The organism is Hydrogenophaga sp. (assembly GCF_026125825.1).
Classification (GTDB): Bacteria; Pseudomonadota; Gammaproteobacteria; order Burkholderiales; family Burkholderiaceae_C; genus Hydrogenophaga.
On the sequence record NZ_JAHCKK010000005.1, the window covers coordinates 53789 to 78313 of the forward strand.

Below are 24525 nucleotides of genomic sequence, written 5' to 3' on the forward strand. Positions count from 1 at the left end.
AGGGCCCAGGGCGCAGACCAGCACGGCACGAACGCCCCCGGGTCCTGGCGATCCCGAACAACGGCGCTGCCTCGACGGAGTCAGTCGCCGCGGGCCATCGCCAGCACCTCGCGCGCCTGTGCCGCGTCCGTCCCCGGCGTGTCCGAGGTCCAGGCAACGAAGCTGTCGGGCCGCACCAGCACCAGTCGGGCCTCGTAGCGCGCGGCCTCGCCGGTCCGGGCGTCTTCCACCACATTCAGTGGCAGCGCCATGGCGGCTGCGGCTTCCTGGAACGCCTGCACCTCATCGGCGCTGGCACCCAGGGCGATCAGGGTGAAGCCAGGCCCGAAGGCCTCGTACACGTTGCGGCCGCTGGACAGCACGGCCGGCGCGATGTGGTGCCCGGACCGTGCGGCGAACTGGTGGGAGCCCACCGAGCTCGGGCTTTTCCCGCTGCCGTCGCGCTGCACCACGGGCGAGCCTTCGTAGTTCGGCTCGAAGGCGTGCACCTCGCCCACCGCGCCCTGGGCGCGGGCCTGCCAGGCGGCGTCGAAACGCGCCTGGTCGACGGCCGGGTCGTGCGTCTCGAGGAACTCGCGGTCGGTGTCGATGGCTTTGGCGATGAAGTCGCGGATCGTGGAGCCAAACACCGGGCGGCGTTCCGCGTCGTACGAGTCAAGCAGCTGTTCGCCGCCCCAACCCTGCAGGGTGGACGCCAGCTTCCAGCCCAGGTTGCGCGCGTCCTCCAGGCCGGAGTTCACGCCATAGCCACCGTACGGCGGGTGGCTGTGCGCGGCATCGCCGGCGATGAAGACCCGGCCCTGGCGGTACTGGTCGGCCAGCATGAAGCGCAGGTCCCAGAAACCGATGTGCTCGAACTCGACTTCGAACGATGCGCCCACCGCCTCGTGCAGGTAGGCGGCAAAGTCGAAGTTGTCTATGGTGGTGCCCGGCGGCACCGGCGCGTGGAAAAACCAGGTGCTTCCCAGGTCCACCCGGCCGAAGAACTTCCAGTAGCCCTTCAGGCCAGGCTGCAGCACGTTGTAGTAGGACTTGCCAGGGTAGCGCTTGAGCAACTCGTGCAGGCCTTCGGACTTGAACACCAGCAGCACCATCATGCGGTCGTGGTCGGTCCGGGTCTGGGTCAGTCCGGCCTTGTCACGGATCACCGAGCGCGCGCCGTCGCAGCCCACGGCGTAGGCCGCGCGCAGCACTTGGCGGCCCGAGCCGCCACGCTCTGCCACGCTGACTGTCACGCACTCGGCGTCCTGTTGCACGTCCTGCGCTTCCCAGCCGTACAAGGTCTGCACGCTGGGCAGTTGCGCGACGCGGCGGCGCAGCACGGCCTCGGTGGCGTACTGCGGCAGCCGCTCGTTGGTGGTGAAGTAGTACGATTTGACGAGGTCGCGCTGCAGCCAGTCATAGTGCGGGCCCAGCAGGGTGCCATAGGCCGTCAGGCCACCAATGCCGTATTCGGGGGGAATGGTGCGCGCGGCGCGCAGTGCCTGCTCCGCGCCCCAGGCATGGAAGTGCTCCATGGTGCGCTGGGTCAGGTTCTGGCCCTTGGGGATCGGCTGCGGCTGCGGGTAGCGCTCCACCACCACGCAGCGCACACCGCGCTGGCCCAGCTCGATCGCCAGGCCCATGCCCACCGGTCCGCCACCGACGATGACCACCTCGGTGTCGAACGTGTTGTCGTTGCTCATGTTCAATGGGTGCTTTCTCAGTCGGCGGTGATGCCCTGGGCCTTGATCAGGCTGGCCCAGCGTTGGGCGTCGGTCGCCATCAATTGCTGGAACGCTTCCGGGGTGGAATGGGCAGGCGTCATGCCCTGGGTTTCAAAGGCGGTCGCGATCGCGGGTTGCGCGAGGATGTCGCGCAGTTCCTTGTTCAGCTGATCGATCAGCGGGCGCGGTGTGCCCGCGGGCGCCAGCACGCCGTACCACATGTCCACGTTCAGGTTGCCCAGGTTTAGGCTGCTGAGCGGCGGCACGTCGGGCAGCAGCGGGTTCGCCTGGCTGGAGCTGATGGCCAGCGCCTTGAGCTTGCCCGCCTTGATGTGTTGCAGCGCCACGTGGATGGGCAGGAACATGAGCTCGATCTGCCCGCCCAGCAGGTCGGTCACGGCCGGTGCCGTGCCCCGGTAGCCGATGTGGGTGATGGAAATTTTGGCGCGGTTCTTCAGCAACTCCATCGCCAGGTGGTGCGGTGTGCCGGCGCCGGGCGAGCCGTAGTTGAGAGCGCCCGGGCGCGCGCGGGCGCGGTCGAGCAAGTCTTTGAGCGAATCGATCCTGGTGTTGGGATGGGTCACCAGCAACAGCTGGCCCCAGCTCGTGAGCGAGACGGCCGCCAGGTCCTTCACCGGGTTGAAGCCCGCGTTCGGGTACAGCGCGGCGTTCATCACCAGCGTGTTGACGCTCACCAGCAGCGTGCTGCCGTCCGGTGTGGCGCGAACCACCTCCTGGGTGCCGATGTTGCCGGAGGCGCCGGCCTTGTTCTCGACGAAGAATGGCCGCTTCAGGCGCTCGGCCAGCTGGGGTGCGATCTGGCGCGCGATCAGGTCGATGCCGGTGCCCGGGGTGAAGGGCACCACCAGGCGCACCGGCCCGTTCGCGGGGGCCTGGGCCTGCACGAAAGGCGCGGCCACTGTGGCCAGGCCACCGAGCACGAGGCGTCGTCGAAAAGGGGAGCGGGGAAGAAGCGTGGAAAGGCGGTTCATGGTGTTGTCTCCATTGGTGAGGGAGAATTAAAGCAACACCTTTGACATTCATCAAACGGAAGATTTTGAAGAACTCTTCAAGAAAACTGATCAATGTAGGCAGCCGGCAACTCCAGGCCTTCCTCGAGGTCGCGCGCCTGCGCAGCTTTGCCAAGGCGGCCGAACAGGTGCACCTGTCGCCCTCGGGCATGAGCATGCTGGTCAAGGAGCTGGAAGACCAGGTAGGCGCACGCCTGTTCGACCGTACCACGCGCTCGGTCACGCTCACCGACGCCGGGCGGCGGCTGCAGCCGGTGGCCGAGCGCATCGTTGCCGAGCTGCGCGCCATCGACGATGTGATCGGCGGCACGGAAGCGGCGGTGCGCTCGCGCATCGACGTGGCGGCCACACCCATGGTCTCGGCCAGCCTGCTGCCGGAGGTCATCAGCGCCTTCAACCAGAGCCATCCGCAGGTGCAGATCCACCTGGCGGATGTGGACGTGAGCGTGGTGCGGCAGCGCATCCTCGAGGGCGAGGCCGACATCGGCCTGGGCTTTTTCATCAAGCCCGCTGTGGGCCTGCAGCGCCAGCCGCTGTGCAAGTTCCGGCTGATGCGCATCAGCCCGCCGGGCAAGGGCGCTGGCGGCCTGGGCCCCAGCCAGATGTGGAGCAGCCTGGCGGAGCTGCCACTCATCAGTCTGCCGGTCGACAACCCGATCCAGGCGGTGATTGAGAAGCACCTCGCACGCCTTGGGCGCGCGCACGAGGAGCGCCCGCGCATGAACCTGATCGGCACCCTGATCGCCATGGTGCGCGCCGGCCGTGGCCATGCCATCGTGCCGTCCTTCGCCCTGGAGGACTGCCTGCGCCAGGGGCTCAAGGTGTCCATGCTCAGCAACCCCACGGTGCACATCGAGCTGCATGTGGTATCGCTGCGCGGCACGCAGCCTAAGCTGGCGGCCAAGGCCTTCGCCTCGGCCGTGCGCAATGCCGCGTCGCGCCTGCCGGGCTAGGCCCGGCCTTTGCCGCGCGTGGTGCGCGCCGGTCGCCGCGCCACCTCGCGCAGCGCTTCCAGCAGGCCGTCGACCGCCGCGAAACCGCATGCGTCCTTGCGCCAGTACATGGTCATGGCGCTGGGCGTCTCCAGCAGCAGCGGCAGGCGCTTGAGCATCTTCCAGCGCTCCGGCAGCTCGATCGCGCGCTCGGAGACCACGGCCACCATGTCGCTCTCGGCCACCAGGGCGATGGTGGCGAGCAGGGAGTTGGACTGCACGCTCGCAGGGGGGATGGTGCGGCCAGCAGCCGAGAGCGCCGATTCGAGCAGGTCGCGCGCAGGGATGTCGCGCGTCCAGACCACCCAGCGCTGGGCCAGCAGGTGCGACCACTGCAGCGACTTGCGCTGCGCCAGCGGGTGGTCCGGGCGCACCGCGAAATGCAACCGCTCCTCGTAGAGCACCTCCGAGGCGAGGCTCGGGTCGTGGTACTTGGTCGCCGGGCGGCCGACCGCGATGTCGATCTCGCGTTGCGTGAGTTGCTGGAACAGGCGGTCCATCGGCGCCTCGACCAGTTCCACGCTCGCGTTGGGCATGCGGGCCAGCAAGGCCAGCACCGCCTGCGGCACCACGCCTGCGATGGTGGCGCCCGAGGCACCGATCACCGCGCGCCCGCTGCCGCCGTCGCGCAGCGCGGCCATCTCGTCCCGCGCGCGGTCGAGTTCGTTGCCGATGTGCACCGCGAACTCGCGCAGGATCAGGCCATGGGCGGTGGGCCGAAGCCCGCGCGCGTGCCGCTCGAAGAGGGTCAGTCCGATGTCGGCCTCCAGCTCCTTGAGCCACTTCGAGAGCGCCGGCTGCGTCATGTGCAGCCGCTCGGCGGAGTGGCTGATGTTCTGCGTCTGCGCCAGGCTCACGAGGATCTGCAGGTGCCGCAGGCGCAATCGGTTCGTCCAGTCCATGGGCCGTCCTGCTATGTTCGAAATGTGATGGATCAGAGCAATTCATCATTTTACGTGGCATGGCATCGGCCAAATACTCGAAGCCTTCCAAGAACAGGAGACAAGACCATGATTCGCCGAACCCTTCTGGCCTGCGCCGCGCTGTCTGCCTTCGCCGTGGCGGCGCAACCCCAGGACACCTACCCGTCCAAGCCCATCAAGTTCATCGTGGGCTATTCGCCCGGTGGCTCCAACGACATCCTCGCGCGCATCGTCGCCAAGCGCCTGGGCGACAGCCTGGGCCAGCCGGTGGTGGTGGAAAACCGCCCCAGCACGGGCGCGATCGTGGGGGCGGTGGTGACCAAGCAGGCGCCTGCTGACGGCTACACGCTGATGATTGGCGCCAGCGGCCCGCTGGTGATCAATGCCGCCACGTACTCCAACCTGCCGTACTCGCCACAGAGAGACTTCATTCCGATCTCCACCATCGCGACCTTTCCGCTGATCGTCTCGGTCAAGGCCGACTCGCCCTTCAAGTCCATGCCCGACCTGGTGAAGTACACCAAGGAGAACCCGCAGCTCTCCAACTACGCCTCCAGCGCCTCCACTTTCCAGCTCGCCACCGAGCTGCTCAAGGAGCGCACCGGCATCCAGTCGCAGCACGTACCCTACAAAGGCAGCGGCGACTCGATGAAATCCGTGGCCGGCGGTGAGACCACGTTCAGCATGCTCGATCCCGGCCCGGCGGCCGGTGCGATCAACGGCAAGCTGGTGCGCGGCCTGGCGGTGTCGTCCGACGCGCGCAACCCGTCGTTCCCCGACATCCCCACGCTGAAAGAGCAGGGCATCGACCTGAGCATCCAGTTCTGGATCGGGCTGTTCGCCCCGGCCGGCACGCCCGCGCCCATTGTGAAGCTGCTCGAGCGCGAGGTGGCCAAGGCGGTGCAGCACCCGGAGACGCTCAAGAGCATGGCCCAGTTGGGCCTGACGCCGGCCTCCACTACCTCGGAAGCCTTCGCGCGCCAGATCGCGCAGGAGATTCCTGCCTGGACCGAGGTTGCCCGCAAGAACAACATCCGAGCCGATCAGTGAGCATGAACGAGGCCCTATATCGCGCGCCGCGCCTGTTCATCGGCGGGCAGTGGCGAGCCGGCAGCGCCGAGACCCGCAGCCCGGTCATCAACCCGGCGACCGAGGCCGTGCTCGACGAACTCACGCACGCCTCGGCGCGCGACCTCGATGACGCGCTCGTCGCCGTGGCGCAGGGCTTCAAGGTCTGGCGCGCCACGCCGGCGGCGGCACGCCAGCGCGTGCTGTTGCAAGGGGTGCAGAACCTGCGCACGCAGCGCGAGACCATCGCGCACCTGCTCACGCTGGAGCAGGGCAAGCCTCTGGCCCAGGCGCGCCTGGAGGTGGACGTGGCCGCCGACATGGTGCAGTGGTACGCCGAGCAGGCCCGGCGCGTGTACGGCCGCATCCTGCCAGCGCCGCAGCCGGGCGCGGACTACGAGGTGCGCAAAGAGCCCGTGGGCGCCTGTCTGCTGATGTCGCCCTGGAACGTGCCGGTGATCCTCGCAGCGCGCAAGCTCGGCGGCGCGCTGGCTGCGGGCTGCGCCTGCATCCTCAAGCCGGCCGAGGAAACGCCGGCCTCGGTGGCGAAGATGGTCGAGTGCTTCGTCGAAGCGGGTGCGCCCGATGGCGTGATCAACCTCGTCTTCGGCGTGCCCGCCTTCGTGTCCTCGCACCTCATCGCCTCGGATGTGATCCGCAAGGTCTCCTTCACCGGCTCGGTGGCGGTGGGGCAGGGCCTGGCCCGCCTGGCCGCGCCCGGCCTCAAGCGCCTGACGCTGGAGCTCGGCGGCCACTCGCCAGTGATCGTGTTCGACGACGCCGACGTGGACACCGTGGCGCGCCAGCTGGTCGCGGCCAAGTTCCGCAACGCCGGCCAGCTCTGCCACGCGCCCACGCGCTTCTTCGTGCAGCGCGGCGCCTACGCGCGCTTCGTGGATGCCTTCGCGGCCGCGGCCTCGCAACTGCGCGTGGGCGACGGCCTGGCCGACGGTACCGACATGGGGCCGCTGGCCAACGGCCGGCGCCTGAGCGCGATCCGCGAACTCGTGGCCCAGACGCGCTCCGAGGGCACGGTGGTCGCCGGCGGCGAGCGCGTGGGCGAGCAGGGCTATTTCCACCAGCCCACGGTCTTCGCCGACGTCAACGCTGATGCGAAAGCCATGCGCGAGGAGCCCTTCGGCCCGGTGGCACTGATCCGCGCCTTCGACACGCCCGCGCAGGCCATTGAGCTGGCCAACGCCACGCGCTACGGGCTGGGCTCCTACGTGTTCACCGACTCCGCGCGCCTGCAACGCCAGCTCATCAGCGACCTGGAGGTGGGCAGCGTGGCCATCAACAGCACCGTGGTCACGGTGGCCGAAGCGCCGTTTGGTGGCGTGCGCGACAGCGGCTACGGCTACGAGAGCGGCGAAGAGGGCCTCGACAGCTACCTCCACACCAAGTTCGTCAACCGCAGCTATTCCGCATGAGCCCCGCTTCCCCCACCCCTTTCACCGTGCGCGACGGCGTGTACGACGTGCTGCGCCAGTTCGGCGTGGACACCATCTTCGGCAACCCGGGCTCCACCGAGTTGCCCATGTTCCGCGATTTCCCCAGCGACATCCGGTACGTGCTGGGCCTGCAGGAAGCCGTTTGCGTGGGCATGGCCGATGGTTATGCGCAGGCCAGCGGCACGGTCGGCGTCGTCAACCTGCACTCGGCCGCCGGCGTGGGCCATGGCATGGGCAACCTCTACACCGCGTTCAAGAACCGCACGCCGCTGGTGGTCATCGCGGGTCAGCAGTCGCGCTCCATCCAGCCGCTGGATGCCTATCTGGCCTCCGAACGCGCCACCGAGCTGCCACAGCCTTATGTGAAGTGGAGCATCGAGCCCGCGCGCGCACAGGACGTGCCCCAGGCCATCGCCACCGCCTGCCGCCGCGCGCTGCAGGCGCCGTGTGGCCCGGTGCTGGTGTCCGTGCCCTCGGACGACTGGGACCAGCCCGCCGAACCGGTGGTGCACCGCGCCATGAGCCGGCGCACGGCGCCCGAGCCGCAGGCCATCGCCGCGCTGGCGCAGGCGCTTGCGGCCTGCGAGCGGCCGGTGTTCGTGGCTGGCGCGGAAGTGGATCGTGCCGGCGCCTGGGATGCCATCGTCGCCCTGGCCGAGCGCCATGGCGCCAGGGTGTTCAACGCGCCCATGTCGGCGCGCGCAGGATTTCCCGAAGACCACGCGCTTTTCCACGGCTTCCTGCCCGCGGTCAAGGCGCAGATCGTGCAGAAGCTCAACGGCCACGACCTCGTTTTGGTGATCGGCGCGCCGGTGTTCACCTACCACGTCGAAGGCGAGGGCCCGCACCTGCCCGAGGGTGCCACGCTGTGGCAACTCACCGAAGACCCCGATGCCGCCGCGCGTTCGCCCGTGGGCACGTCGGTGGTGGGCGACGTGGCGCTGGCGCTGCAGGCCCTGCAAGGCGCGCAGCCGCAGCGCGCGCGGGCCACGCCGCCGGCCTGGGTGCGCGAAGCCCGCGTCGAGCCCGGCACGCCGATCCAGGTGGCCTACCTGCTGCAGACCATTGCGGAACTGCGCTCGCCCGACGACGTGATCGTGGAGGAGGCGCCCACCGCCCGCGTGGTGATGCACCAGCACCTGCCCATCCTCAAGCCGCGCTCCTTCTTCACCATGGCCAGCGGTGGCCTGGGCCACAGCATGCCGGCGGCAGCCGGCATCGCCCTGGCCTGGCGCGAGCGCCGCGTCATCGCCGTCATCGGCGACGGCTCCAGCATGTACTCGATCCAGACCCTGTGGACCGCGGCGCAGCTGGGCCTGAACATCAGCTTCGTCGTGGTCAACAACCGCCGCTACGGTGCGATGAAGCGTTTTGGCGGCGTGCTCGGCTTCCCCGCCGGTGCCGTGCTGCCGGGTACGGACCTGCCGGGCATCGACTTCGTCGCGCTGGCCCTTGGGCACGGCGTGCCCGGTGAGCGCGTGGAGGACGCTGCCCAGTTGCACGCGGCATTGAAGTCAGCCTTCGCCTCGACGGGGCCCTCGCTCGTGGAAGTGCGGGTCGCCTGAACAACCCGAAACCGGAGACAAGACGATGAACCTTTCCATGCGCCGCCGAACCTTCGTGGGCGCGGCCGTCGCCGCCGCAGCCACACCCCTGGCCTTGGCCCAGGCCGGGCCCTACCCCAATCGGCCGATCCGCCTCTTCGTGGGTTACGCCGCCGGTGGCGCGGTGGACACCATGGCGCGCATCGTCGCGCAGCGCCTCACCACCGTGCTGGGCCAGTCGGTCGTGGTGGAGAACCGGGCCGGCTCGGCCGGGTTGCTGGCGGCCGACACCGTGGCCAAGTCACCAGCCGATGGCTACACGCTCCTGCATGGCGAAAGTGCGTTGCTCATCGCGCCGCAGTTGCAGAACCAGACGTCCTCGCTGGACCCGATCAAGGCGCTCGTGCCTGTCGCGGGCCTGTTCCAGTCGCGCCTGCTGCTGGTGGCGAACAACGCCGTGGCCGCCAGCAACCCGGCGGAGTTCCTCGCGCTGGTCAAGGCCAACCCGGGCCGTTTCACCTACGGCACCTCGGGCATCGGCACGGTGCACCACCTGGGCGTGGAGCTGTTCAAATCGCGCACCAGGACGCACCTGCTGCACATTCCTTACCGCGGCGCGTCGCAACTCGTCACCGACGTGATCAACGGCCAGCTGCAGTTCGGCGTGGTCAGCGCCGCGGCCGGCGTGCCGCAGGTGCGCAGCGGGCGGGTGAAGGCCGTCGCTATGTTCAGCTCGACCCGCCTGGCCGGTGCGGAAGACATCGGCACCTTGTCCGAGGTGGTGCCGGGCTTTCACGTGGCGCCCCGCCAGATGCTGCTGGCGCCGGCGGGCACGCCGCAGGCCGTCATCGACCGCCTCAGCGCCGCCGTGGGCGAGGTGCTGGCCACGCCCGAGGCGGCGAGCGCTGCCGCCGCTCAAGGTGTCACCACCGCCTACCTGGCGCCGGGCCCGCTGGCGGCCGACGTGAAGCGCGAGTACGCGGAGTGGGGCAAGGTCATCAAGGCCCAGGGCATCTCGGCCGAATGAGTGCGCTGCGCCCCCGCATCGGCCTGATCGTGCCGCCGGCCCATGGCCGCGTGCCACCCGATGCGCCCCATCTCTACGGCGAGCGCTTCGACTTCGTCGCGCGCGGCCTGGGCATCGACGGCGTCTCGCCCCGGGGCTTCGCGCCCGTGGTCGACCAGATCGTCGACCATGCACGCGCCCTGCGCGCCCAGGGTGCGCAGGCGATCTCGCTCATGGGCACCTCGCTCAGCTTCTACCAGGGACCGGCCTTCACCGACCAGCTGCGAGATACCCTGCAGCAGGCCACGGGCGTGCCCTGCACCACCATGAGCCACGCGGTCGTATCGGCGCTGCGCGCCCTGGGTGTGCAGCGCGTGGCGGTGGCCACCTCCTACATCGACGAGCTCAACCAGCGCCTGGTGGATTTCCTTGGGGCCTTGGGTTTCCAGGTCACCGCCATCGAAGGCCTGGGCATCGAGCCGGTCGGCGGCGCGGCCGAGGTGTCCACCGAGCGCCTGATGGCCCTGAGCCGCCAGGTGCATGCGAAGGCGCCCGGCGCGCAAGGCCTCTTCATGTCTTGCGGCGGCCTGCTCACGCTGGACGCCATCGCCGCGCTGGAGGACCAGCTCGGCATTCCCGCCATCGGCAGCTCGCCCTGCGGCTTCTGGGACGTGGTGCGGGCGGCGGGCGCAGACCCTCGCAGCCGCACCGCCGGCGGCCGTCTGTTCTCCATGGCCTGAGCGCCACCCCACCTCCCTTCTTCGCCATGAAAATCATCCGCATCACCGCCACCGCGCTGCACATCCCCTTCACGCTCGACGTGCCCGGCGGCGGCACGCACCAGGAAGCCCTGGGCTGCTGCGTCGTCGAAGTCGAGACCGACGAGGGCCTGATCGGCCACGGCCTGACCGCGATCACGCAGGAAAAGGTGGCCGAGTCCATCATCACCCACGTGCTCGCGCCGGCCCTCATCGGCACCGACCCGCTGGCGCACGAGGCGCGCTGGGAGCAGATGTACTGGCTCACCGCCTCGCGCGGCCAGACCGGCTACGCGCAGCACGCCATCGCGGCCATCGACGTGGCACTCTGGGACCTCAAGGGCAAGGCGCTCAGGCAGCCGATCTGGCGCCTGCTCGGCGCCGCGCGCAAGGAGCTCGACATCTACGCCACCTTCGGTTTCGAGTTCCTTGACATCGAAGGCCTGCGCGGTGCTGTCAAGTCCCTCGCCACCGAGGGCGTGGAGCATCTGAAGATGGTGGTTGGGTTTCGCGCGCTGCCGCGCCGCGAGAGCCGCAGCCTCATGGCCGTGATCCAGGAAGACGCGAAGCGCGTGCGTGCCGTGCGGGAAGCCGCAGGCGACGAGGTTTCGCTCTACATCGATGCCAATTGTGGCCTGGACGCCTACCACGCCGAGCGTCTGATCCGCCTGACCGCCGACTGCCACCTCGGCTTCTTCGAGGAACCGGTCACGCAGAACGACGTGCTGGCCATGGCCGACCTGCGCGCGCGCACCGGCATGCCGCTGACTTGCGGCCAGAACGAAGGCCTGGCCTACCGCTTCCGGGACTGGCTCATGGCGCGCAGTGTGGATTTCGTGCAGCCCAACGTGGTCATCACCGGCGGCTTCACGCAGTGCGTGCGCATCGCTGCGCTGGCCAATGCCTTCAACGTGTCCATCACCAGCGGCGGCGCCTACCCGCTGCACAACATGCATCTGCAGGCCGGCGTGGGCAACGGCACCAAGGTCGAGTGGCACCTGCCGGTGGTGGCCATGATGAAGCACCTCTACCGGGGCTTCCCCGAGCCCGTCGGCGGGCGCATCACCATGTCGGAAGCGCCCGGCCTGGGCTTCGACCTGATCCCCGGTGCCGTGCAGGCGCTGCGGGCCTGACGCCGTGATCCTGAACCTCGACGACTGCGAGGCGGCTGCACGCTCGCGCCTGCCGCGCGCGCTCTACGGCTTCGCCGCCAACGGCTCGGAACGCGGCGCCTCGGTGCGGGCCAATGCCCGTTCATTCGAGCGCTGGTCCTTTGTGCCGCGCACGCTGGTCGACGTGTCCTCGGTGAACCTGGCCACCAGCTTGTTCGGCACCCCGTTCGCCGCGCCCTTCGGCATCGCTCCCATGGGCGGTTGCGCGCTGTTCGCGCATCGTGCGGATCTCGCGCTGGCGCAGGGCGCGCGCGAGCGCGGCATCCCCTTCGTGCTCAGCGCCGCCTCCAGCGTGCCGCTGGAGCAGGTGATGCGGGCCGCACCTGGCAGCTGGTACCAGGGCTACCTCCCCGGCGACGAAACGCGCCTGGGCGCCTTGCTCGCGCGGTTGCGCAGTGCCCAGGTGGGCGTGCTCGTGATCACGGTGGACGTGCCCATCGCCTCCAACCGCGACCTCGACCGGCGCCAGGGCTTCACCATCCCGCTCAAGCCGCGCCTCTCGCTCGCCGTGGACGGCCTGCTTCACCCGCGCTGGCTGTGTGGCACCTTCGCGCGCACCCTGCTGGCCGACGGCATTCCGCGCCTGCCCAACTTCGGTGGCGAGGCCACCGGCCGGCCCATCATTGCCACCCCCACGGCCGCCGCCCGCTCGGACCGCGACCGCTTCACCTGGGCCCACGTGGCCTTCATTCGCCGCCATTGGGGCGGAGCGCTGGTCATCAAGGGCGTGCTCAGCGCCGACGACGCGCGCCTGGCCCGGGAGGCCGGCGTGGACGGCCTCATCGTGTCCAACCACGGCGGGCGCCAGCTCGATGGCGCGGCCGCGCCGCTGGATGTGCTGCCCGAGGTGCTGGAGGCGGCTGGCGGGCTGCCCGTGTGCCTGGACGGCGGCATCCGGCGTGGAACCGACGTGCTCAAGGCCCTCGCGCTGGGCGCGCGCCTGGTCTTCATGGGCCGGCCGATGCTCTATGCCGCCTCGGTCGGTGGGCAGGCCGGCGTCGAGCAGGCCATCGGCCTCCTGCAGAGCGAGATCAAGACCAGCCTGGCCTTGCTGGGCTGCACCCGCATCGGCGAATTGCGACCCTTTCATCTTCGCACCGCATGAACACGCATCATCTCCCCCAACAAGCCCAGGTGCTGATCGTGGGCGGTGGCCCGGTCGGCCTCACACTCGCCATCGACCTGGCGCAGCGCGGCATCGACGTGCTGCTCGTGGAGCAGAGGCCCCAGGGCGAACGGCCCGAGGCCAAATGCAACCACGTCTCGGCGCGCTCCATGGAAATCTTCCGCCGCCTCGGGCTGGCCCAAACCCTGCGCGACACCGGGCTGCCGGCCGACCACCCCGCCGACGTGGCCTATCGGATCACCTTCACCGGCGACGAACTCTCGCGCATCCCCATTCCCTCGCGGCGCGACCGCTACACCGCCACCCAGGGCCCCGACACCGGATGGCCCACGCCCGAGCCGCCGCACCGCATCAACCAGATCTACCTGGAGCCGGTGCTGATGGACCACGCACGCGCCACGCCCGGTGTGCGCATCCTCGCGCACACCCGCGTCGAGGACTTCGCGCAGGACGGGCAGGGCGTGAGCGCGCAAGCCACGGACCTCGACAGCGGCGCCACGCTCACCCTGCGCTGCGAGTTCCTCATCGGCTGCGATGGCGGCCGCTCCCGCGTGCGCAAGGCGATCGGCGCCACGCTGCAAGGCGTGGACGTGGTGCAGCGCGTGCAGTCCACCTTTCTGCGCGCGCCCGACCTGCTGCGGCGTGCCCGGCACCCGCCAGCCTGGGCCACCTTCTCGTACAACCCACGCCGCAGTGGCAATGTGTACGCCATCGACGGCATCGAAACCTTCGTGCTGCACAACTACCTGCGTCCGGGCGAGACCGACTTCGAGTCGGTGGACCGCGACGCCTCGATCCGCACCATCCTCGGCGTGGGGGCCGACTTCAAGTACGAGGTGATTTCCAAGGAAGACTGGATCGGCCGCCGCCTGGTGGCCGACAAACTGCGCGAGCGGCGCGTCTTCATCTGCGGCGACGCCGCGCACCTCTGGGTGCCGATGGCCGGTTATGGCATGAACGCCGGCATCGCCGACGCGATGAACCTCTCCTGGCTGCTGGCGGGCCACCTTCAGGGCTGGGCCGGGCCGCGTGCGCTCGATGCCCACGAAGCCGAGCGCCTGCCTATCACCGAGCAGGTGTCGCGCTTCGCCATGAACCACGCCATCGCGCTGCAGAAGGAGCGCGAGAGCGTGCCCGCCGACCTGGAGGCCCAGGGCACGGCTGGCGAGGCCTTGCGCGCTGCGGCCGGCAAGGCCCTGTACGACCTCAACGTCAAGCAGTACTGCTGCGCGGGCCTGAACTTTGGCTACTTCTACGACGCTTCACCCTTGATCGTTCCCGACGGCGAAAGCCCGCCCGGCTACACCATGGACACGTTCACCCCGTCCACCGTGCCGGGCTGCCGCACGCCGCACGTGTGGCTGGACGATGGGCGTTCGCTGTACGACGCGATGGGCGACGGCTTCGCGTTGCTGCGCGCCGACCCGCAGGCCGATGCCAGCCCCTTGCTCGACGCCGCGCGGCAACGCGGCCTGCCGCTGCGCGTGGTGGACCTGGTTTCGGCCGAGGCTGAGAGCCTGTACCGGCACCGGTGGGTGCTCTCTCGGCCCGACCAGCATGTGGCCTGGCGCGGTGACGCACTGCCGGCCGATCCCCTGGCGCTGATCGATCGGGTGCGCGGCGCCTGAAGGTGGCCGAGCCGGCTGCGCTGCAGCCCCTTTTTCTGCCCGTGCGGGTCCTTTCAACACCCCCCGGTCGGTGCCCACGCGGACGGGACCAGCCCGGCACCTCACCGGCCCTCTTGGCCGCGTGCCAGCGCTTCCCCGGTCTGTCGCGAGCGCCCTGGCAGATGCCGGGCACCGGCAAGGGCCGGGCCGGGGCGGGTTTCGAGCGAGAAGGGGATGGTGTCCACGAAGTCCTGCTGGACCTTGGGCGCCAGCGCGCTGCCGCCGAGCAGCACCTGGATGTACTTGACGTAGGACTCGCGCACGGTTTCCGCGAACAGGCCCGACCACGCCCGGAAGATGATGTCCTTCTCCAGCGGGGCGAGTTCGATCGCGTCCTGCAGCGCGCCTTCGAGGCAATGGGCGTAGCGCACCGCGTCGAACGCGCTGGCCGCGAGCTCGAACTCCCGTTGCGCCTGTTGCAGGATGCGTTCGAGCGCCGCCGCCTCGTCGCGCGTGTTGGCGCTGATGCGTTTGCACAGGCGGTGCACGTTGTTGGAGCGCACGGGCGACGAGGGCGGGCCTTGCAGTTCGTGGAGGAACAGGGTCGCGAAGCGGTTGCCGATCAGGCTCTGGCGCATCAGCAGGCGCAGCGCGAGCTGTCGCTCGATGGGCAGGTCCCGGGCGCGCGGCTCGCTGTTCGCGTAGACGAACAGCAAGACCTTGCGGAGGTAGTCGCTGACCAGCAGCGGCGCATCGTGGGTCGCGAAGTCGGCCAGCAGGGTGCGCATGTCGGGTGGGTACAAGGCGGCGGTGGCTTGCATGGTGGTCGCTCCGAGGCAGGGTGGGGGCCATCTTCGTACCGTGGGGGGTATGCCGATCGCCACCCTCATCAAGTGCGCCACGGCCGGCACGAAGTGGGGCGGCCGGGGCATGAGCGGCCGCTGCCGGGGTGACAATGAGCGGTGCTTCCACCGCTTGGCCGCTCCAACACCGCTTCACCATGCCCGCTTCGTCCCGCACCCCCCGCACCCAGGCCGTTGCCGCCGTTCATGACCACCCGCAGGCCACGCTGGGGCTGCACGAACCGGGGCACCTGTTCCGGCGTGCCCACCAGCATTCGGTGTCGTGTTTCAACGCGGTGTTCGGGCGGGCCGTCACGCCGTTGCAGTACGCGGCCTTGCGGGTGTTGCAGGAGCATCCGGGCATCGACCAGGTGACGCTGGCCGCGGCGATCGCGCTGGACACCTCCACCACCGCCGAAATCGCGGTGCGCCTGGAGCGCGACGGCTGGATCGTGCGCGAGCTGGGCGCGCGGCGACAGCGCCGGCTGGCACTCACCGCCGAAGGGCAGCGCGTGATCAACGAGATGTTGCAGTCCGAGGCGGTGCTGGCCGACCGCATCCTCGCCACGCTCGACGCCAGCGAGCGCGAGGTGCTCATGGGCCTGATGCACAAGCTGCTGGGCAAGACCCCCGCCTGAACCTGGTTGACGAGCCGCCCCGGCTTGGGCTACCATCTGATTCAGTGTACTGAATGAAGGAGACATGATGAGCTGGATGCGCAATGCCTGGTACGTGGGCGCCACCTCGGCGGAAGTGGGCGATGCCCCGCTGGGCCGGCGCCTGCTGGGGGCCCGCGTGGCCTTTTTTCGCGACGCGCAGGGCCGTGTGCAGGCGGTGGAGGATTTCTGCCCGCACCGGGGCGCGGCGCTGTCGCTGGGCCGGGTGTGCAAGGGCGAGCTGGTGTGCGGCTACCACGGCCTGGTGATGGGCGGCGACGGCGTGACGCGCTCGATGCCGGGCCAGCGCGTGGCGGCGTTTCCGCGCATCCAGCGCTTCGCGGTGGAGGAGCGCTGCGGTTTCATCTGGATCTGGGCGGGCGAGGCCGACCAGGCCGATCCTTCGACCATCCCGGTGCTCGAATGGCACGACAACCCGGACTGGGCCTACGGCGGCGGCCTGTTCCACATCAAGGCCGACTACCGCCTGATGATCGACAACCTGATGGACCTCACGCACGAGACCTACGTGCACTCGACCAGCATCGGCCAGCAGGAGATCGACGAGACGCCCTGCACCACACGCCGCGAGGGCGCGACGGTGGTGACCAGCCGCTTCATGGAGAACATCGAGGCACCGCCGTTCTGGCTGGATGCGCTGCGCGCCATTGGTGTGGAGGGCAGCCCCAAGGTCGACCGCTGGCAGATCTGCCGCTTCTCGCCGCCCAGCCATGTGCTGATCGAGGTGGGGGTGGCGCTGGCCGGGCACGGCGGTTATGACGCACCGGACGACAAGAAGGTCTACAGCGTGGTCACGGACTTCATCACGCCCGAGGCCGACGGCTCCATGTGGTATTTCTGGGGCATGGCGCGCCGTTTCCGCCCGCAGGACGAGGCCCTCACCGACCGCATCCGCGCCGGGCAGCACGGCATTTTTTCCGAAGACCTCGAAGTGCTGGAGCGCCAGCAGCAGAACCTGGAGGCTTTCGCGCAGCGCAAGTTGCTCAAGCTCAACATCGACGCGGGTGGCGTGCAGGCGCGGCGCGTGATCGACGAGCACATCGCCAAGGAAGCCGTGCCGGCCTGAGGGAGGCGGGTCCGCGCGCCGCTCAGCGCGGCGGGCGGCGGCCGTAGGCGGCCTGCGCCATCTGCAGGGTGGCGATCAGGGTGCGGATCAGCCACAGCGCCAGCCGTTGGAGCCAGGGTCCGGAGGGCGCGGGCGGCGGCACGGCCACCACGGCCTGGTGCATGTCCAGCCGTTCCCAGCCCAGGGCCGCGAGCGCCTGGCGCTCGGCCGGGCTCGGCTGCGGGCTGTCGGCCAGCACCACCTCCAGCGTGCGCGCGCCCTGGGCGTGCAGCGCGGTGGCCAGGGGCACCAGGTCGGTGCGCGCGGGCTGCCAGTAGACCCGCTCGCGCGCGCGCCGCACGGTGTCGAACACGATGACGGCGTGGCCCGCCGCCGGCAGGGCGGCGGCCCAGTCGCCTTCCCGCACCACGGCGTCGGCCAGGCGCGAGGGCATGCGCAGAAAGCGGTGCGTGGTCAGCACCGTCACCGCGTCGTACCGGGGGTCGCCCAGCGCGGCGCGCAAGGCGGCCCCACCGGCGCCGCCACCCGCGCCGATCACCACCACATGGCGGGTGGGCGGGGCGGCGCGCATCAGGCGAACGGCGCCGCCAGGGCGAACCACACGCCCAGCGCCACCGAGATGATGAAAGCGCCGTCCAGCAGGCCGGCGAGCAGGAAGACCTTGGGTTGCAGGGCCTCCATCATCTCGGGCTGCCGGGCCGAGGCCTCCAGGTACTTGCTGGCCATCACGCCGATGCCGATGCAGGAACCGAGGGCGCCCAGGCCGATCATGTGGCCCACGGCGAGGGGGAGTTGGCTGAGGTCTGACATGTGAAACACCTTTCTGTTGGGACTGGCTTCACTGTGACGGATGGGCGACATGAAATCCATGACGCAGGAGGTCATGGCGCTACGATCGTCTCTTTCTTCAGCCCCCCCGCGGACTTGACCATCATGCACCGACTGGCGCCCTGTGAGGGGATCGGGATCGGCCCTCGCGCCGCGGGGCCGGCTGCCCTACACTGCGCGGACGGCGCCCGGACGAGGCGGGCGCCAAGCATGCCGAGCCCAAGCGCATCACGGAGGAGGCCGTCGTGACCCACCCGGTCCTGAGTTTCTTCAGCGACATCCGCATCCTGTCCGCCATCCTGATCGCGATGCTGGGCATGACCTTTCTTTCGCACGCCAGCCCCCGCTCATGGCCGTATGTGAAATGGCTGGCGGGTTCGGCGCTGGTATTCGGTGTCACGCAAGGGCTGCTGGTGTCGGCCGATGCGCTGGGATGGATCTCGGGCGAGGTCGCCGGCCCGGTGGGCTCCGCGATGGGCCTGGGCGCCATGGCCGCTCTGCTGGCGGGCCTGCAGGCCTGCTTCAGCCCGGGCGGCACGCCGCCGTCGCGCGTGTTCGCGGCCGTGCTGGTGGGGGCCCCCGTGCTGGTGGTCGCCATGAGTGGCCTGATGGACGGCTGGGCCTTCGCCGGGCCGGCGGCGATCGCGCTGATCTTCACGGCGGCGGCCTGCTGGCTGGCCTGGTTGTGGACGCGCGATGGCTGGGGTGGTCAGCTGGTGCTGGCCGTGCTGTGCCTGGGCTACCCGGTGCTGTTCGTCGTGGCCATGCTCTCCGACATGAGCCTGCTGCAGTTCCGCCAGGTCACGCCGCTGCCGGTGAGCATTGCCTATGTGTTCGTGATGACCCTGATCCTGCAGCGCGACTCGCTGATCCTGGCGCGCGAGCTGCGCGAGCGTGTGCGGGCCGAGCAGGCCCTGCAGCAGCTCACCGATTCCCTGGAGGAGATCGTGCGCAGCCGAACGCGCCAGCTCGAAGAGATCATCCAGGGCCTGCGCTCGTTCGCGGGCATGGTGTCGCACGACCTGCGTGGCCCCCTGCGCAACGCCGCCGGCCTGGCCGACATGGCGCTGGAGGACTACCGCGCGGGCAACACGGCCGCGGCAGAGCGCTCGCTGGAGCTGATCCGCCGCGAGGCGCAGCGCGCCACCGACATGGTCAACGACCTGCTCACGCTGGCCAGGGTGGACCAGGGGCCGCCCAGCCCCGAGGCCGTGGACATGCAGGCCCTGCTGCGCGAATGCCTGCAGTCGCTGGCCGTGCAATTCCCGCAGGCGCCCGAGGCGGTGCAGGCCGCGCCGCTGCCGGTGGTGCAGGCCGATGCGGGCCTGATGCGCCACGTGCTGATGAACCTGCTGGGCAATGCGCTGAAGTTCGGTGCCGAGCGGCGCGACCTGCACATCGCGCTCGACGCCCGCGAGGAGGGCGGTTTCTGGCGCTTTTCGGTGGCGGACAACGGCCCGGGCTTCGACCCCGACAAGAGCGGTGAACTGTTCAAGCCGTTTTCCCGGCTGGACGAGCGCCAGGCCGGCGGCACGGGCCTGGGGCTCACGGTGGTCAAGCGCGCGGTGGAGCGCCACGGCGGCACCGTGGGCGCGTGGTCTTCGCCTGGTGAAGGCGCGGCCTTCTGGTGGACCCTGCCGGTGAGGGCCGCCGCTCAGGGCTGAACGCGCTGATCGCCCTCAGCGGCCCACGCGCTGCACGCCTTCGAGGTTGCCGAGCATGCGTTTGAGCAGGGTGATGACCTGCGCGCGTTCGGCCGCGCTGAAGCCTTCCAGCAAGGCCTCCTCGCGCGCCATGGCCAGGCGGAACACCGCGTTGTGCAGCTTGTTGCCGGGCGGCGTCACGTGGTATTCGATCTTGCGCAGGCCCTGGGGCCGGGGTTCGAGCCAGCCGTTCTCCACCATAAAGGCGATCGACCGGCTCACCGCGCCCTTGTCCAGGCCCATCAGCTCACACGCCTTGGAGGCGGTGGACCAGGGGTAGATCTTGAAATACGACAGGATGCGCCACTCGGTCACGCCGATGCCGAACTTCTCGTTGTAGAGGCTGGACGCGCTGCTGGACACCCGGTTGGACAACCACAGCAGCAGGCCGGGGACGTAGGTATCGAGATCGAGTTGCATGGGCTTTCAGGGGCGGTGGTCGTCGTCTGGCGCCGCCAGGCTTTGCACGATGCGGTCGAAGGCCCGGGCGGCATTCGGAGAATAGTGGATCATGGACAGAAAGGCGTGCAGCAGGCCCGGGCAGCGCACGGTCTCGCAGTCCACGCCCGCGGCCGCCAGGCGCTCGCCGTAGGCCTCGCCTTCGTCGCGCAGCGGGTCGCACTCGGCGGTGAAGATGCGCGCAGGCGGAAGGCCGGCGAGGTCGCTGGCCTGCAGCGGCGAGGCATCGGGGTGGCGCCGCGCCGCCACGTCGGGGCAGTAGTGGTCCCAGAACCAGCGCAAGTCGTCCGCGCTCAGCAGGTGGCCCTGCGCGAACTCGCGGTAGCTGGCGGTGTCGAAGCCGGCGTCGGTCACCGGGTAGACCAGCACCTGCAGATCCACCGGCCGCGCGCCCTGCCACCCGCGCAGGCGCCGCGTGGCCACGGTGGCCAACGTGGCACCGGCGCTGTCGCCCATGGCGATCAGGCGCCGCAGCGGCCGCCCCAGCCACGGCGTGCCGGCCTGGCCGGCGTGCAGCAGCGCGGCGATGGCGTCGTCCACCGGGCCCGGGTGCGGGCTCTCGGGGGCCAGGCGGTAGTCCACCGACAGCACGGCCGCGTGGGTGCGCGCTGCCAGCGTGGCGGTGAACGGGTCGTGGTCGGCCACCGAGCCCAGCACCCAGCCGCCGCCGTGGAAATACACGATCAGGTCGCCGTTGGCGTCGTCGGGCACGTACAGGCGCGCGGGCAACGCAGGGCCCTGGGGCGTGGGCAGGGTGAGGTCCTGCACCCGGGCCACCGGCAGGCCCTCGCCGAAGAGGCTCTTCATCAGCGTGGGGAAGGCGCGCGCCTCCGGGGCGGTGCAGGCGGAGAAGGGCTTGCGGCCGGCGGCGCGAACGCGTTCGAGCAGGTCGAGGGTGGGAGCGTCGAAGTTCATGGAAGCAGGGTTCAAGAAAGAAAGGTTCAACCGTTGATCACGCCGCCGTCGACGGTGATCACCTGGCCGGTCACGTAGGACGCGGCCTCGCTGCACAGGAAGCCGACCACGCCGGCCACGTCTTGCGGCGTGCCCAGGCGCTGCAGCGGAATCTCGGCCAGCCGCTGTTCGCCGTGCTGCGCGATCAGGTCGTCGGTCATGCGCGTGCGGATCAGGCCTGGCGAGACCGCATTGACCAGGATCTCGGGCGCGAAGTCGCGCGAGAAGGCGCGCACCAGACCGACGATACCGCCTTTGGCCGCCGCGTAGGCGGCGCGGCCCGCGGTGCCGCGCTGGAAGGCGCGCGAGGTGGAGAACACCATGCGAGACGGCGTCTGGCGGTCGCGCGCGGCGCGAAAGGCCAGGGCCATGTCGTAGGCGGTGGTGAGGTTGCTGGCGAGGGCGCGGTCCCAGCCGGAGCGGTCGGTGGGGTCGAGCCGGTCGGTCTCGAACAGGCCGGCCATGTGCACCAGCGCAAACGGCGCGCGGCCGCCTTCGTCGATGGCGCGCGCGCAGGCCGAGGCATCGCTCAGGCCACTGAGGCTGGTGCTCACCGCGGCCTCGCCACCGAGCGAGCGCCGCGCGCCGTCCAGCCGCGCGGCATCCACGTCGATCAGATGCACCGAGGCGCCAGCGGCCAGAAAGTGGCGGGCGCAGGCCATGCCGATGCCGCCCGCGCCACCGGTGATGAGCACGTGCCGGCCGGTGAATCCGGTCGGCGCCGGGCCGGGGCTGCTTGTGTCGGAGGAAACCATGCGGGGATTGGATGGATATCAGGTTGATGGGTCAACCTATGGTAAACCCTTGCAGTCTATGTGTTGACATGTCAACCTACTGCGATCATAGTCCGACCCGTGCCGCGATTCGCGGCGGTGGCTTCAAGACGGAAAGTGCAACGATGGTGGATACGGTGAGTCGTCTGGACATGCTGGTGGTCGGCGCGGGTTTCTCGGGCATCTACCAGCTCTACAAGGCCCGCGAGATGGGGCTGTCGGTGCGCGTGATGGAGGCCGGTGACGGCGTGGGCGGCACCTGGTTCTGGAACCGCTATCCGGGCGCGCGCTGCGACGTGGAGAGCCTGGACTACTCGTACTCCTTCAGCCGCGAGCTGGAAGAGGAATGGGTGTGGAGCGAGCGCTACGCGCCGCAGGCCGAGATCCTGCGCTACATCGAACACGTGGTGGACCGCTTCGGCCTGCGCGACGGCATCCAGCTCAACGCGCGGGTGGCCAGCGCGGTGTTTGACGACGAGCGCCTGCTCTGGACGGTGCGCACCGAAGCGGGCGATGTGGTGGAGTGCAACTACCTCGTCATGGCCACCGGCGGCCTGTCGATCCCGCAGCGCCCGCAGCTGCCCGGGCTGGCGGATTTCCAGGGCCGGTGGTACCACAGCGCCCAGTGGCCCAAGGAGGGCGTGGACTTCACGGGCCAGCGCGTGGCCCTCATCGGCACGGGCTCCAGCGGGGTTCAGATGGTGCCGGTGATTGCGGAGCAGGCCGCGCGGCTCACGGTGTTCCAGCGCACCGCCAATTTCAGCGTGCCAGCGCACAACGTGCCCTTCACCGAAACCGCGCTGGCGGCCGCCAAAGCCCGATACCCGGACCGCCGCGCCATGGGGCGCGAAGCGATCACCGGCCAGTTCCTCAACGCCAACACCAAGACCGCCGCCGAGATGACCGAGGAGGAGCAGCGCGCGGAGCTCGAGTACCGCTGGAGGGGCGCGGGGGGCGGCTTCCGCATGCTGCGCACGTTTGCCGACCAGATGAGCAACCTCGAGACCAACCGCATGGTGGCCGAGTTCGCGCGCAGCCGCATCCGCAGTGTGGTGAAAGACCCGCGCAAGGCCGAGCTGCTGTGCCCCAAGGACGAACTGCCTTTTGGCGGCAAGCGCCTGTGCGTGGACTCGCACTACTACGAGACCTTCAACCGCGAGCATGTGGACATCGTCGATGCCGCGGCCCACCCGATCGTCGAGGCCACCGCCCGCGGGCTGCGCACCGACGAGCGCGAGTACGAGGTGGACGCCATCGTCTTTGCCACGGGTTTCGACGCGATGAGCGGCGCGCTCAAGGCGATCGATATCCGTGGCGCGAGCGGCGTGCGGCTGCGCGACAAATGGGCGCACGGCCCCACCTCCTACCTGGGCCTGGGCATCGCCGGTTTCCCCAACATGTTCGTGGTGGCCGGCCCGGGCAGCCCTTCGGTGCTGAGCAACATGGTGCATTCGATCGAGACCCACGTCGACTGGATCGCGAAGCTGCTGCAGCAGGCCCGCTCGGCCGGCGTGCGCCGCATCGAGGCCACGCAGGCCGCCGAAGATGCCTGGGTGCGCCGCTGCGCGCAAGAGGCCGACAAGACGCTCTATCCGCGAGCGAACTCCTGGTACATGGGCGCCAACATCCCCGGCAAGCCCCGGGTGTTCATGGCCTTTGTCGCCGGTGTGCCGCTGTACCGCCGGATCATCGAAGACGTCGCCGCCCGGAATTACCAGGGGTTCGAGATGGCCTGAGCCACAGGCCGCCACCCCACCCGCCTCCCCACCCATCCACCCGAGAGAGACACCATGATTCCACGCAGAACCCTGCTCCAGTCCGCCGCCGCCCTGATCGCGGCCCCCGCCATCGTGGCGCGGGCGCAATCGCCCATCACCCTGCGCTTCCAGACCTTTGTGCCGGCCACGTCCAACGTGTACTCGCGCGTGCTGGTGCCCTGGATGAACAAGGTCGAGAAGGAGTCGAACGGGCGGCTGAAGTTCGAGCATTACGCGGCGATGCAGATGGGCGGCGCGCCAGCCCAGCTCTTCGACCAGGCCCGCGAAGGCGTGGTGGACATGGTGTGGTCGCTCGCGGGTTACACGCCCAACCGCTTCCCGCGCGCCGAGGTTTTCGAACTGCCGTTCTTCACCTACGACGGCGAAGGCTCATCCAAGGCGGCCTGGGAGTACATGACCACCTATTGCGCCGACGAGCTCAAGGAAGTGAAGGTGCTGACCTTCCACACCCACGGGCTGAACGTGCTGCACATGAAGAACAAGCTGATCACCAAGGCGGCCGACTTCAAGGGCCTGAAGGTGCGCGGTCCCTCGCGCAAGGCGACGCAGATCCTCAGCGCGGTCGGTGCCATTGCGGTGGGCATGCCGCTGCCGCAGATCCCGGACTCGCTCTCCAAGGGGGTGATCGACGGCGCCATCATTCCCTGGGACACCGTGCCTGCGGCCAAGCTCGACGAGCTGACGAAGTTCCACACCGAGTTCGCCAAGGGCATGCCAGGCTTCAACAACAGCATCCAGTACATGGTGATGAACAAGGCACGCTACGAAAACCTGGCGCCCGACCTCAGGCAGATCATCGACCGCAACTCGGGCCTGGAGGCCTCGGGCCAGTTCGGCCGCGTGATCGCCGAAGCCGACCCGGTGGTGCGCAAGGGCGCGATCGACAAGGGCAACACGGTGCATGTGATGGGCAAGACCGAGACCGAGGAGTTCATCCGGCTCACCGCGCCCATCACCGACGAATGGGTGGCCGACATGGACAAGCGCGGGTTTGACGGCAGGAAGCTGTTGCAGGGCGGCCGCGACCTGATCAACAAGTACAAGCCCAAGGCCTGAGCGCC

23 protein-coding genes are annotated in these 24525 nt (G+C 69.6%); 14 read left to right on the top strand and 9 right to left on the bottom strand.

Translation table 11 applies throughout. The features are described 5' to 3' along the window. Window positions 1-80: 80 nt before the first annotated feature. Window positions 81-1685, bottom strand: coding sequence for an FAD-dependent monooxygenase (locus KIT86_RS03935; RefSeq protein ID WP_297395217.1), 1605 nt, complete (start codon window positions 1683-1685; stop codon window positions 81-83). 17 nt (window positions 1686-1702) lie between these two features. After that, on the bottom strand, window positions 1703-2698 hold the full coding sequence (locus KIT86_RS03940) for a tripartite tricarboxylate transporter substrate binding protein (protein WP_297395219.1): 996 nt from the start codon (window positions 2696-2698) through the stop codon (window positions 1703-1705). 65 nt (window positions 2699-2763) lie between these two features. Between KIT86_RS03940 and KIT86_RS03945 the strand changes: the two genes are divergently transcribed. Beyond that, window positions 2764-3690 carry a LysR family transcriptional regulator gene (locus tag KIT86_RS03945; RefSeq protein WP_297395221.1) on the top strand — a complete coding sequence of 309 codons (927 nt, stop codon included), beginning with the start codon at window positions 2764-2766 and terminating at the stop codon, window positions 3688-3690. On the opposite strand, the gene KIT86_RS03950 is transcribed toward KIT86_RS03945, so the two are convergent. Next, the gene (locus KIT86_RS03950; protein WP_297395223.1) at window positions 3687-4631 is read right to left on the bottom strand and encodes a LysR family transcriptional regulator; all 945 of its coding nucleotides are present in this window, start codon (window positions 4629-4631) and stop codon (window positions 3687-3689) included. The two genes, KIT86_RS03945 and KIT86_RS03950, sit on opposite strands and share 4 nt — an antisense overlap. A gap of 108 nt (window positions 4632-4739) precedes the next feature. Between KIT86_RS03950 and KIT86_RS03955 the strand changes: the two genes are divergently transcribed. From KIT86_RS03955 to KIT86_RS03990, 8 genes are read left to right on the top strand one after another with little or no spacing between them, the layout of a single operon-like run. After that, window positions 4740-5702 (top strand): tripartite tricarboxylate transporter substrate binding protein, encoded by a 963-nt coding sequence (locus KIT86_RS03955; protein ID WP_297395225.1) that lies wholly within the window; start codon window positions 4740-4742, stop codon window positions 5700-5702. Window positions 5703-5704: 2 nt separating this feature from the next. Next, window positions 5705-7150, top strand: a complete 1446-nt coding sequence (locus tag KIT86_RS03960) for an NAD-dependent succinate-semialdehyde dehydrogenase (RefSeq protein ID WP_297395226.1) — start codon at window positions 5705-5707, stop codon at window positions 7148-7150. Beyond that, entirely contained in the window at window positions 7147-8736 is a 1590-nt protein-coding gene (gene mdlC / locus KIT86_RS03965) for a benzoylformate decarboxylase (RefSeq protein ID WP_297395228.1), read from the top strand. Before KIT86_RS03960 ends, mdlC begins: the two co-directional genes overlap by 4 nt. A 25-nt stretch (window positions 8737-8761) precedes the next feature. Beyond that, a complete protein-coding gene (locus tag KIT86_RS03970; RefSeq protein WP_297395229.1) occupies window positions 8762-9742 on the top strand; it encodes a tripartite tricarboxylate transporter substrate binding protein in 981 nt (326 codons plus the stop codon). Next, on the top strand, window positions 9739-10461 hold the full coding sequence (locus KIT86_RS03975; protein WP_297395230.1) for an aspartate/glutamate racemase family protein: 723 nt from the start codon (window positions 9739-9741) through the stop codon (window positions 10459-10461). Before KIT86_RS03970 ends, KIT86_RS03975 begins: the two co-directional genes overlap by 4 nt. Window positions 10462-10487: 26 nt before the next feature. Continuing rightward, a complete protein-coding gene (locus tag KIT86_RS03980) occupies window positions 10488-11612 on the top strand; it encodes a mandelate racemase/muconate lactonizing enzyme family protein (protein WP_297395232.1) in 1125 nt (374 codons plus the stop codon). A 4-nt stretch (window positions 11613-11616) separates the two neighbouring features. After that, window positions 11617-12756 (top strand): alpha-hydroxy acid oxidase, encoded by a 1140-nt coding sequence (locus KIT86_RS03985; protein WP_297395233.1) that lies wholly within the window; start codon window positions 11617-11619, stop codon window positions 12754-12756. After that, window positions 12753-14405 carry an FAD-dependent oxidoreductase gene (locus tag KIT86_RS03990; protein WP_297395235.1) on the top strand — a complete coding sequence of 551 codons (1653 nt, stop codon included), beginning with the start codon at window positions 12753-12755 and terminating at the stop codon, window positions 14403-14405. The genes KIT86_RS03985 and KIT86_RS03990 overlap by 4 nt, the downstream gene beginning before the upstream one ends. A gap of 101 nt (window positions 14406-14506) precedes the next feature. On the opposite strand, the gene KIT86_RS03995 is transcribed toward KIT86_RS03990, so the two are convergent. Then, window positions 14507-15205 carry a hypothetical protein gene (locus tag KIT86_RS03995; RefSeq protein ID WP_297395236.1) on the bottom strand — a complete coding sequence of 233 codons (699 nt, stop codon included), beginning with the start codon at window positions 15203-15205 and terminating at the stop codon, window positions 14507-14509. A 179-nt stretch (window positions 15206-15384) separates the two neighbouring features. On the opposite strand from KIT86_RS03995, the gene KIT86_RS04000 reads away from it, so the two are divergent. Both KIT86_RS04000 and KIT86_RS04005 read left to right on the top strand, forming a co-directional pair. Further along, window positions 15385-15864 (top strand): MarR family transcriptional regulator, encoded by a 480-nt coding sequence (locus KIT86_RS04000; protein WP_297395238.1) that lies wholly within the window; start codon window positions 15385-15387, stop codon window positions 15862-15864. Between the two features lie 64 nt (window positions 15865-15928). After that, window positions 15929-16969 carry an aromatic ring-hydroxylating dioxygenase subunit alpha gene (locus KIT86_RS04005; protein ID WP_297395239.1) on the top strand — a complete coding sequence of 347 codons (1041 nt, stop codon included), beginning with the start codon at window positions 15929-15931 and terminating at the stop codon, window positions 16967-16969. Between the two features lie 22 nt (window positions 16970-16991). Here KIT86_RS04005 and KIT86_RS04010 read toward each other — a convergent pair whose 3' ends face one another. Together KIT86_RS04010 and atpE are read right to left on the bottom strand one after the other, a co-directional pair. After that, on the bottom strand, window positions 16992-17540 hold the full coding sequence (locus KIT86_RS04010) for a hypothetical protein (protein WP_297395240.1): 549 nt from the start codon (window positions 17538-17540) through the stop codon (window positions 16992-16994). After that, the gene (atpE, locus tag KIT86_RS04015) at window positions 17540-17779 is read right to left on the bottom strand and encodes a F0F1 ATP synthase subunit C (RefSeq protein ID WP_291119650.1); all 240 of its coding nucleotides are present in this window, start codon (window positions 17777-17779) and stop codon (window positions 17540-17542) included. The genes KIT86_RS04010 and atpE overlap by 1 nt, the downstream gene beginning before the upstream one ends. Window positions 17780-18042: 263 nt before the next feature. Between atpE and KIT86_RS04020 the strand changes: the two genes are divergently transcribed. Further along, on the top strand, window positions 18043-19461 hold the full coding sequence (locus KIT86_RS04020; RefSeq protein ID WP_297395242.1) for a HAMP domain-containing sensor histidine kinase: 1419 nt from the start codon (window positions 18043-18045) through the stop codon (window positions 19459-19461). Between the two features lie 15 nt (window positions 19462-19476). On the opposite strand, the gene KIT86_RS04025 is transcribed toward KIT86_RS04020, so the two are convergent. The 3 genes from KIT86_RS04025 to KIT86_RS04035 are packed head-to-tail and all read right to left on the bottom strand — an operon-like array spanning window position 19477 to window position 21668. Further along, a complete protein-coding gene (locus KIT86_RS04025; protein ID WP_297395244.1) occupies window positions 19477-19920 on the bottom strand; it encodes a MarR family winged helix-turn-helix transcriptional regulator in 444 nt (147 codons plus the stop codon). Between the two features lie 6 nt (window positions 19921-19926). Further along, window positions 19927-20874, bottom strand: coding sequence for an alpha/beta hydrolase (locus KIT86_RS04030; RefSeq protein ID WP_297395246.1), 948 nt, complete (start codon window positions 20872-20874; stop codon window positions 19927-19929). Between the two features lie 26 nt (window positions 20875-20900). Beyond that, entirely contained in the window at window positions 20901-21668 is a 768-nt protein-coding gene (locus tag KIT86_RS04035; RefSeq protein ID WP_297395248.1) for an SDR family oxidoreductase, read from the bottom strand. 143 nt (window positions 21669-21811) lie between these two features. Here KIT86_RS04035 and KIT86_RS04040 point away from each other — a divergent pair, with 143 nt between their 5' ends. Together KIT86_RS04040 and KIT86_RS04045 are read left to right on the top strand one after the other, a co-directional pair. Then, window positions 21812-23422, top strand: coding sequence for an NAD(P)/FAD-dependent oxidoreductase (locus tag KIT86_RS04040; protein WP_297395250.1), 1611 nt, complete (start codon window positions 21812-21814; stop codon window positions 23420-23422). 54 nt (window positions 23423-23476) lie between these two features. Then, complete coding sequence (locus KIT86_RS04045) at window positions 23477-24520, top strand: TRAP transporter substrate-binding protein (protein WP_297395252.1); 1044 nt, start codon at window positions 23477-23479, stop codon at window positions 24518-24520. Window positions 24521-24525 lie beyond the last annotated feature (5 nt).

What these genes read in the sequence shown, in the direction of transcription:
- KIT86_RS03935 (WP_297395217.1), bottom strand. Translation starts at nt 1,685, where the DNA reads ATGAGCAACGACAACACGTTCGACACCGAGGTGGTCATCGTCGGTGGC.
- KIT86_RS03940 (WP_297395219.1), bottom strand. Translation starts at nt 2,698, where the DNA reads ATGAACCGCCTTTCCACGCTTCTTCCCCGCTCCCCTTTTCGACGACGC.
- KIT86_RS03950 (WP_297395223.1), bottom strand. Translation starts at nt 4,631, where the DNA reads ATGGACTGGACGAACCGATTGCGCCTGCGGCACCTGCAGATCCTCGTG.
- KIT86_RS03955 (WP_297395225.1), top strand. Translation starts at nt 4,740, where the DNA reads ATGATTCGCCGAACCCTTCTGGCCTGCGCCGCGCTGTCTGCCTTCGCC.
- KIT86_RS03960 (WP_297395226.1), top strand. Translation starts at nt 5,705, where the DNA reads ATGAACGAGGCCCTATATCGCGCGCCGCGCCTGTTCATCGGCGGGCAG.
- mdlC (WP_297395228.1), top strand. Translation starts at nt 7,147, where the DNA reads ATGAGCCCCGCTTCCCCCACCCCTTTCACCGTGCGCGACGGCGTGTAC.
- KIT86_RS03970 (WP_297395229.1), top strand. Translation starts at nt 8,762, where the DNA reads ATGAACCTTTCCATGCGCCGCCGAACCTTCGTGGGCGCGGCCGTCGCC.
- KIT86_RS03975 (WP_297395230.1), top strand. Translation starts at nt 9,739, where the DNA reads ATGAGTGCGCTGCGCCCCCGCATCGGCCTGATCGTGCCGCCGGCCCAT.
- KIT86_RS03980 (WP_297395232.1), top strand. Translation starts at nt 10,488, where the DNA reads ATGAAAATCATCCGCATCACCGCCACCGCGCTGCACATCCCCTTCACG.
- KIT86_RS03990 (WP_297395235.1), top strand. Translation starts at nt 12,753, where the DNA reads ATGAACACGCATCATCTCCCCCAACAAGCCCAGGTGCTGATCGTGGGC.
- KIT86_RS03995 (WP_297395236.1), bottom strand. Translation starts at nt 15,205, where the DNA reads ATGCAAGCCACCGCCGCCTTGTACCCACCCGACATGCGCACCCTGCTG.
- KIT86_RS04000 (WP_297395238.1), top strand. Translation starts at nt 15,385, where the DNA reads ATGCCCGCTTCGTCCCGCACCCCCCGCACCCAGGCCGTTGCCGCCGTT.
- KIT86_RS04005 (WP_297395239.1), top strand. Translation starts at nt 15,929, where the DNA reads ATGATGAGCTGGATGCGCAATGCCTGGTACGTGGGCGCCACCTCGGCG.
- KIT86_RS04010 (WP_297395240.1), bottom strand. Translation starts at nt 17,540, where the DNA reads ATGCGCGCCGCCCCGCCCACCCGCCATGTGGTGGTGATCGGCGCGGGT.
- atpE (WP_291119650.1), bottom strand. Translation starts at nt 17,779, where the DNA reads ATGTCAGACCTCAGCCAACTCCCCCTCGCCGTGGGCCACATGATCGGC.
- KIT86_RS04025 (WP_297395244.1), bottom strand. Translation starts at nt 19,920, where the DNA reads ATGCAACTCGATCTCGATACCTACGTCCCCGGCCTGCTGCTGTGGTTG.
- KIT86_RS04030 (WP_297395246.1), bottom strand. Translation starts at nt 20,874, where the DNA reads ATGAACTTCGACGCTCCCACCCTCGACCTGCTCGAACGCGTTCGCGCC.
- KIT86_RS04035 (WP_297395248.1), bottom strand. Translation starts at nt 21,668, where the DNA reads ATGGTTTCCTCCGACACAAGCAGCCCCGGCCCGGCGCCGACCGGATTC.
- KIT86_RS04040 (WP_297395250.1), top strand. Translation starts at nt 21,812, where the DNA reads ATGGTGGATACGGTGAGTCGTCTGGACATGCTGGTGGTCGGCGCGGGT.
- KIT86_RS04045 (WP_297395252.1), top strand. Translation starts at nt 23,477, where the DNA reads ATGATTCCACGCAGAACCCTGCTCCAGTCCGCCGCCGCCCTGATCGCG.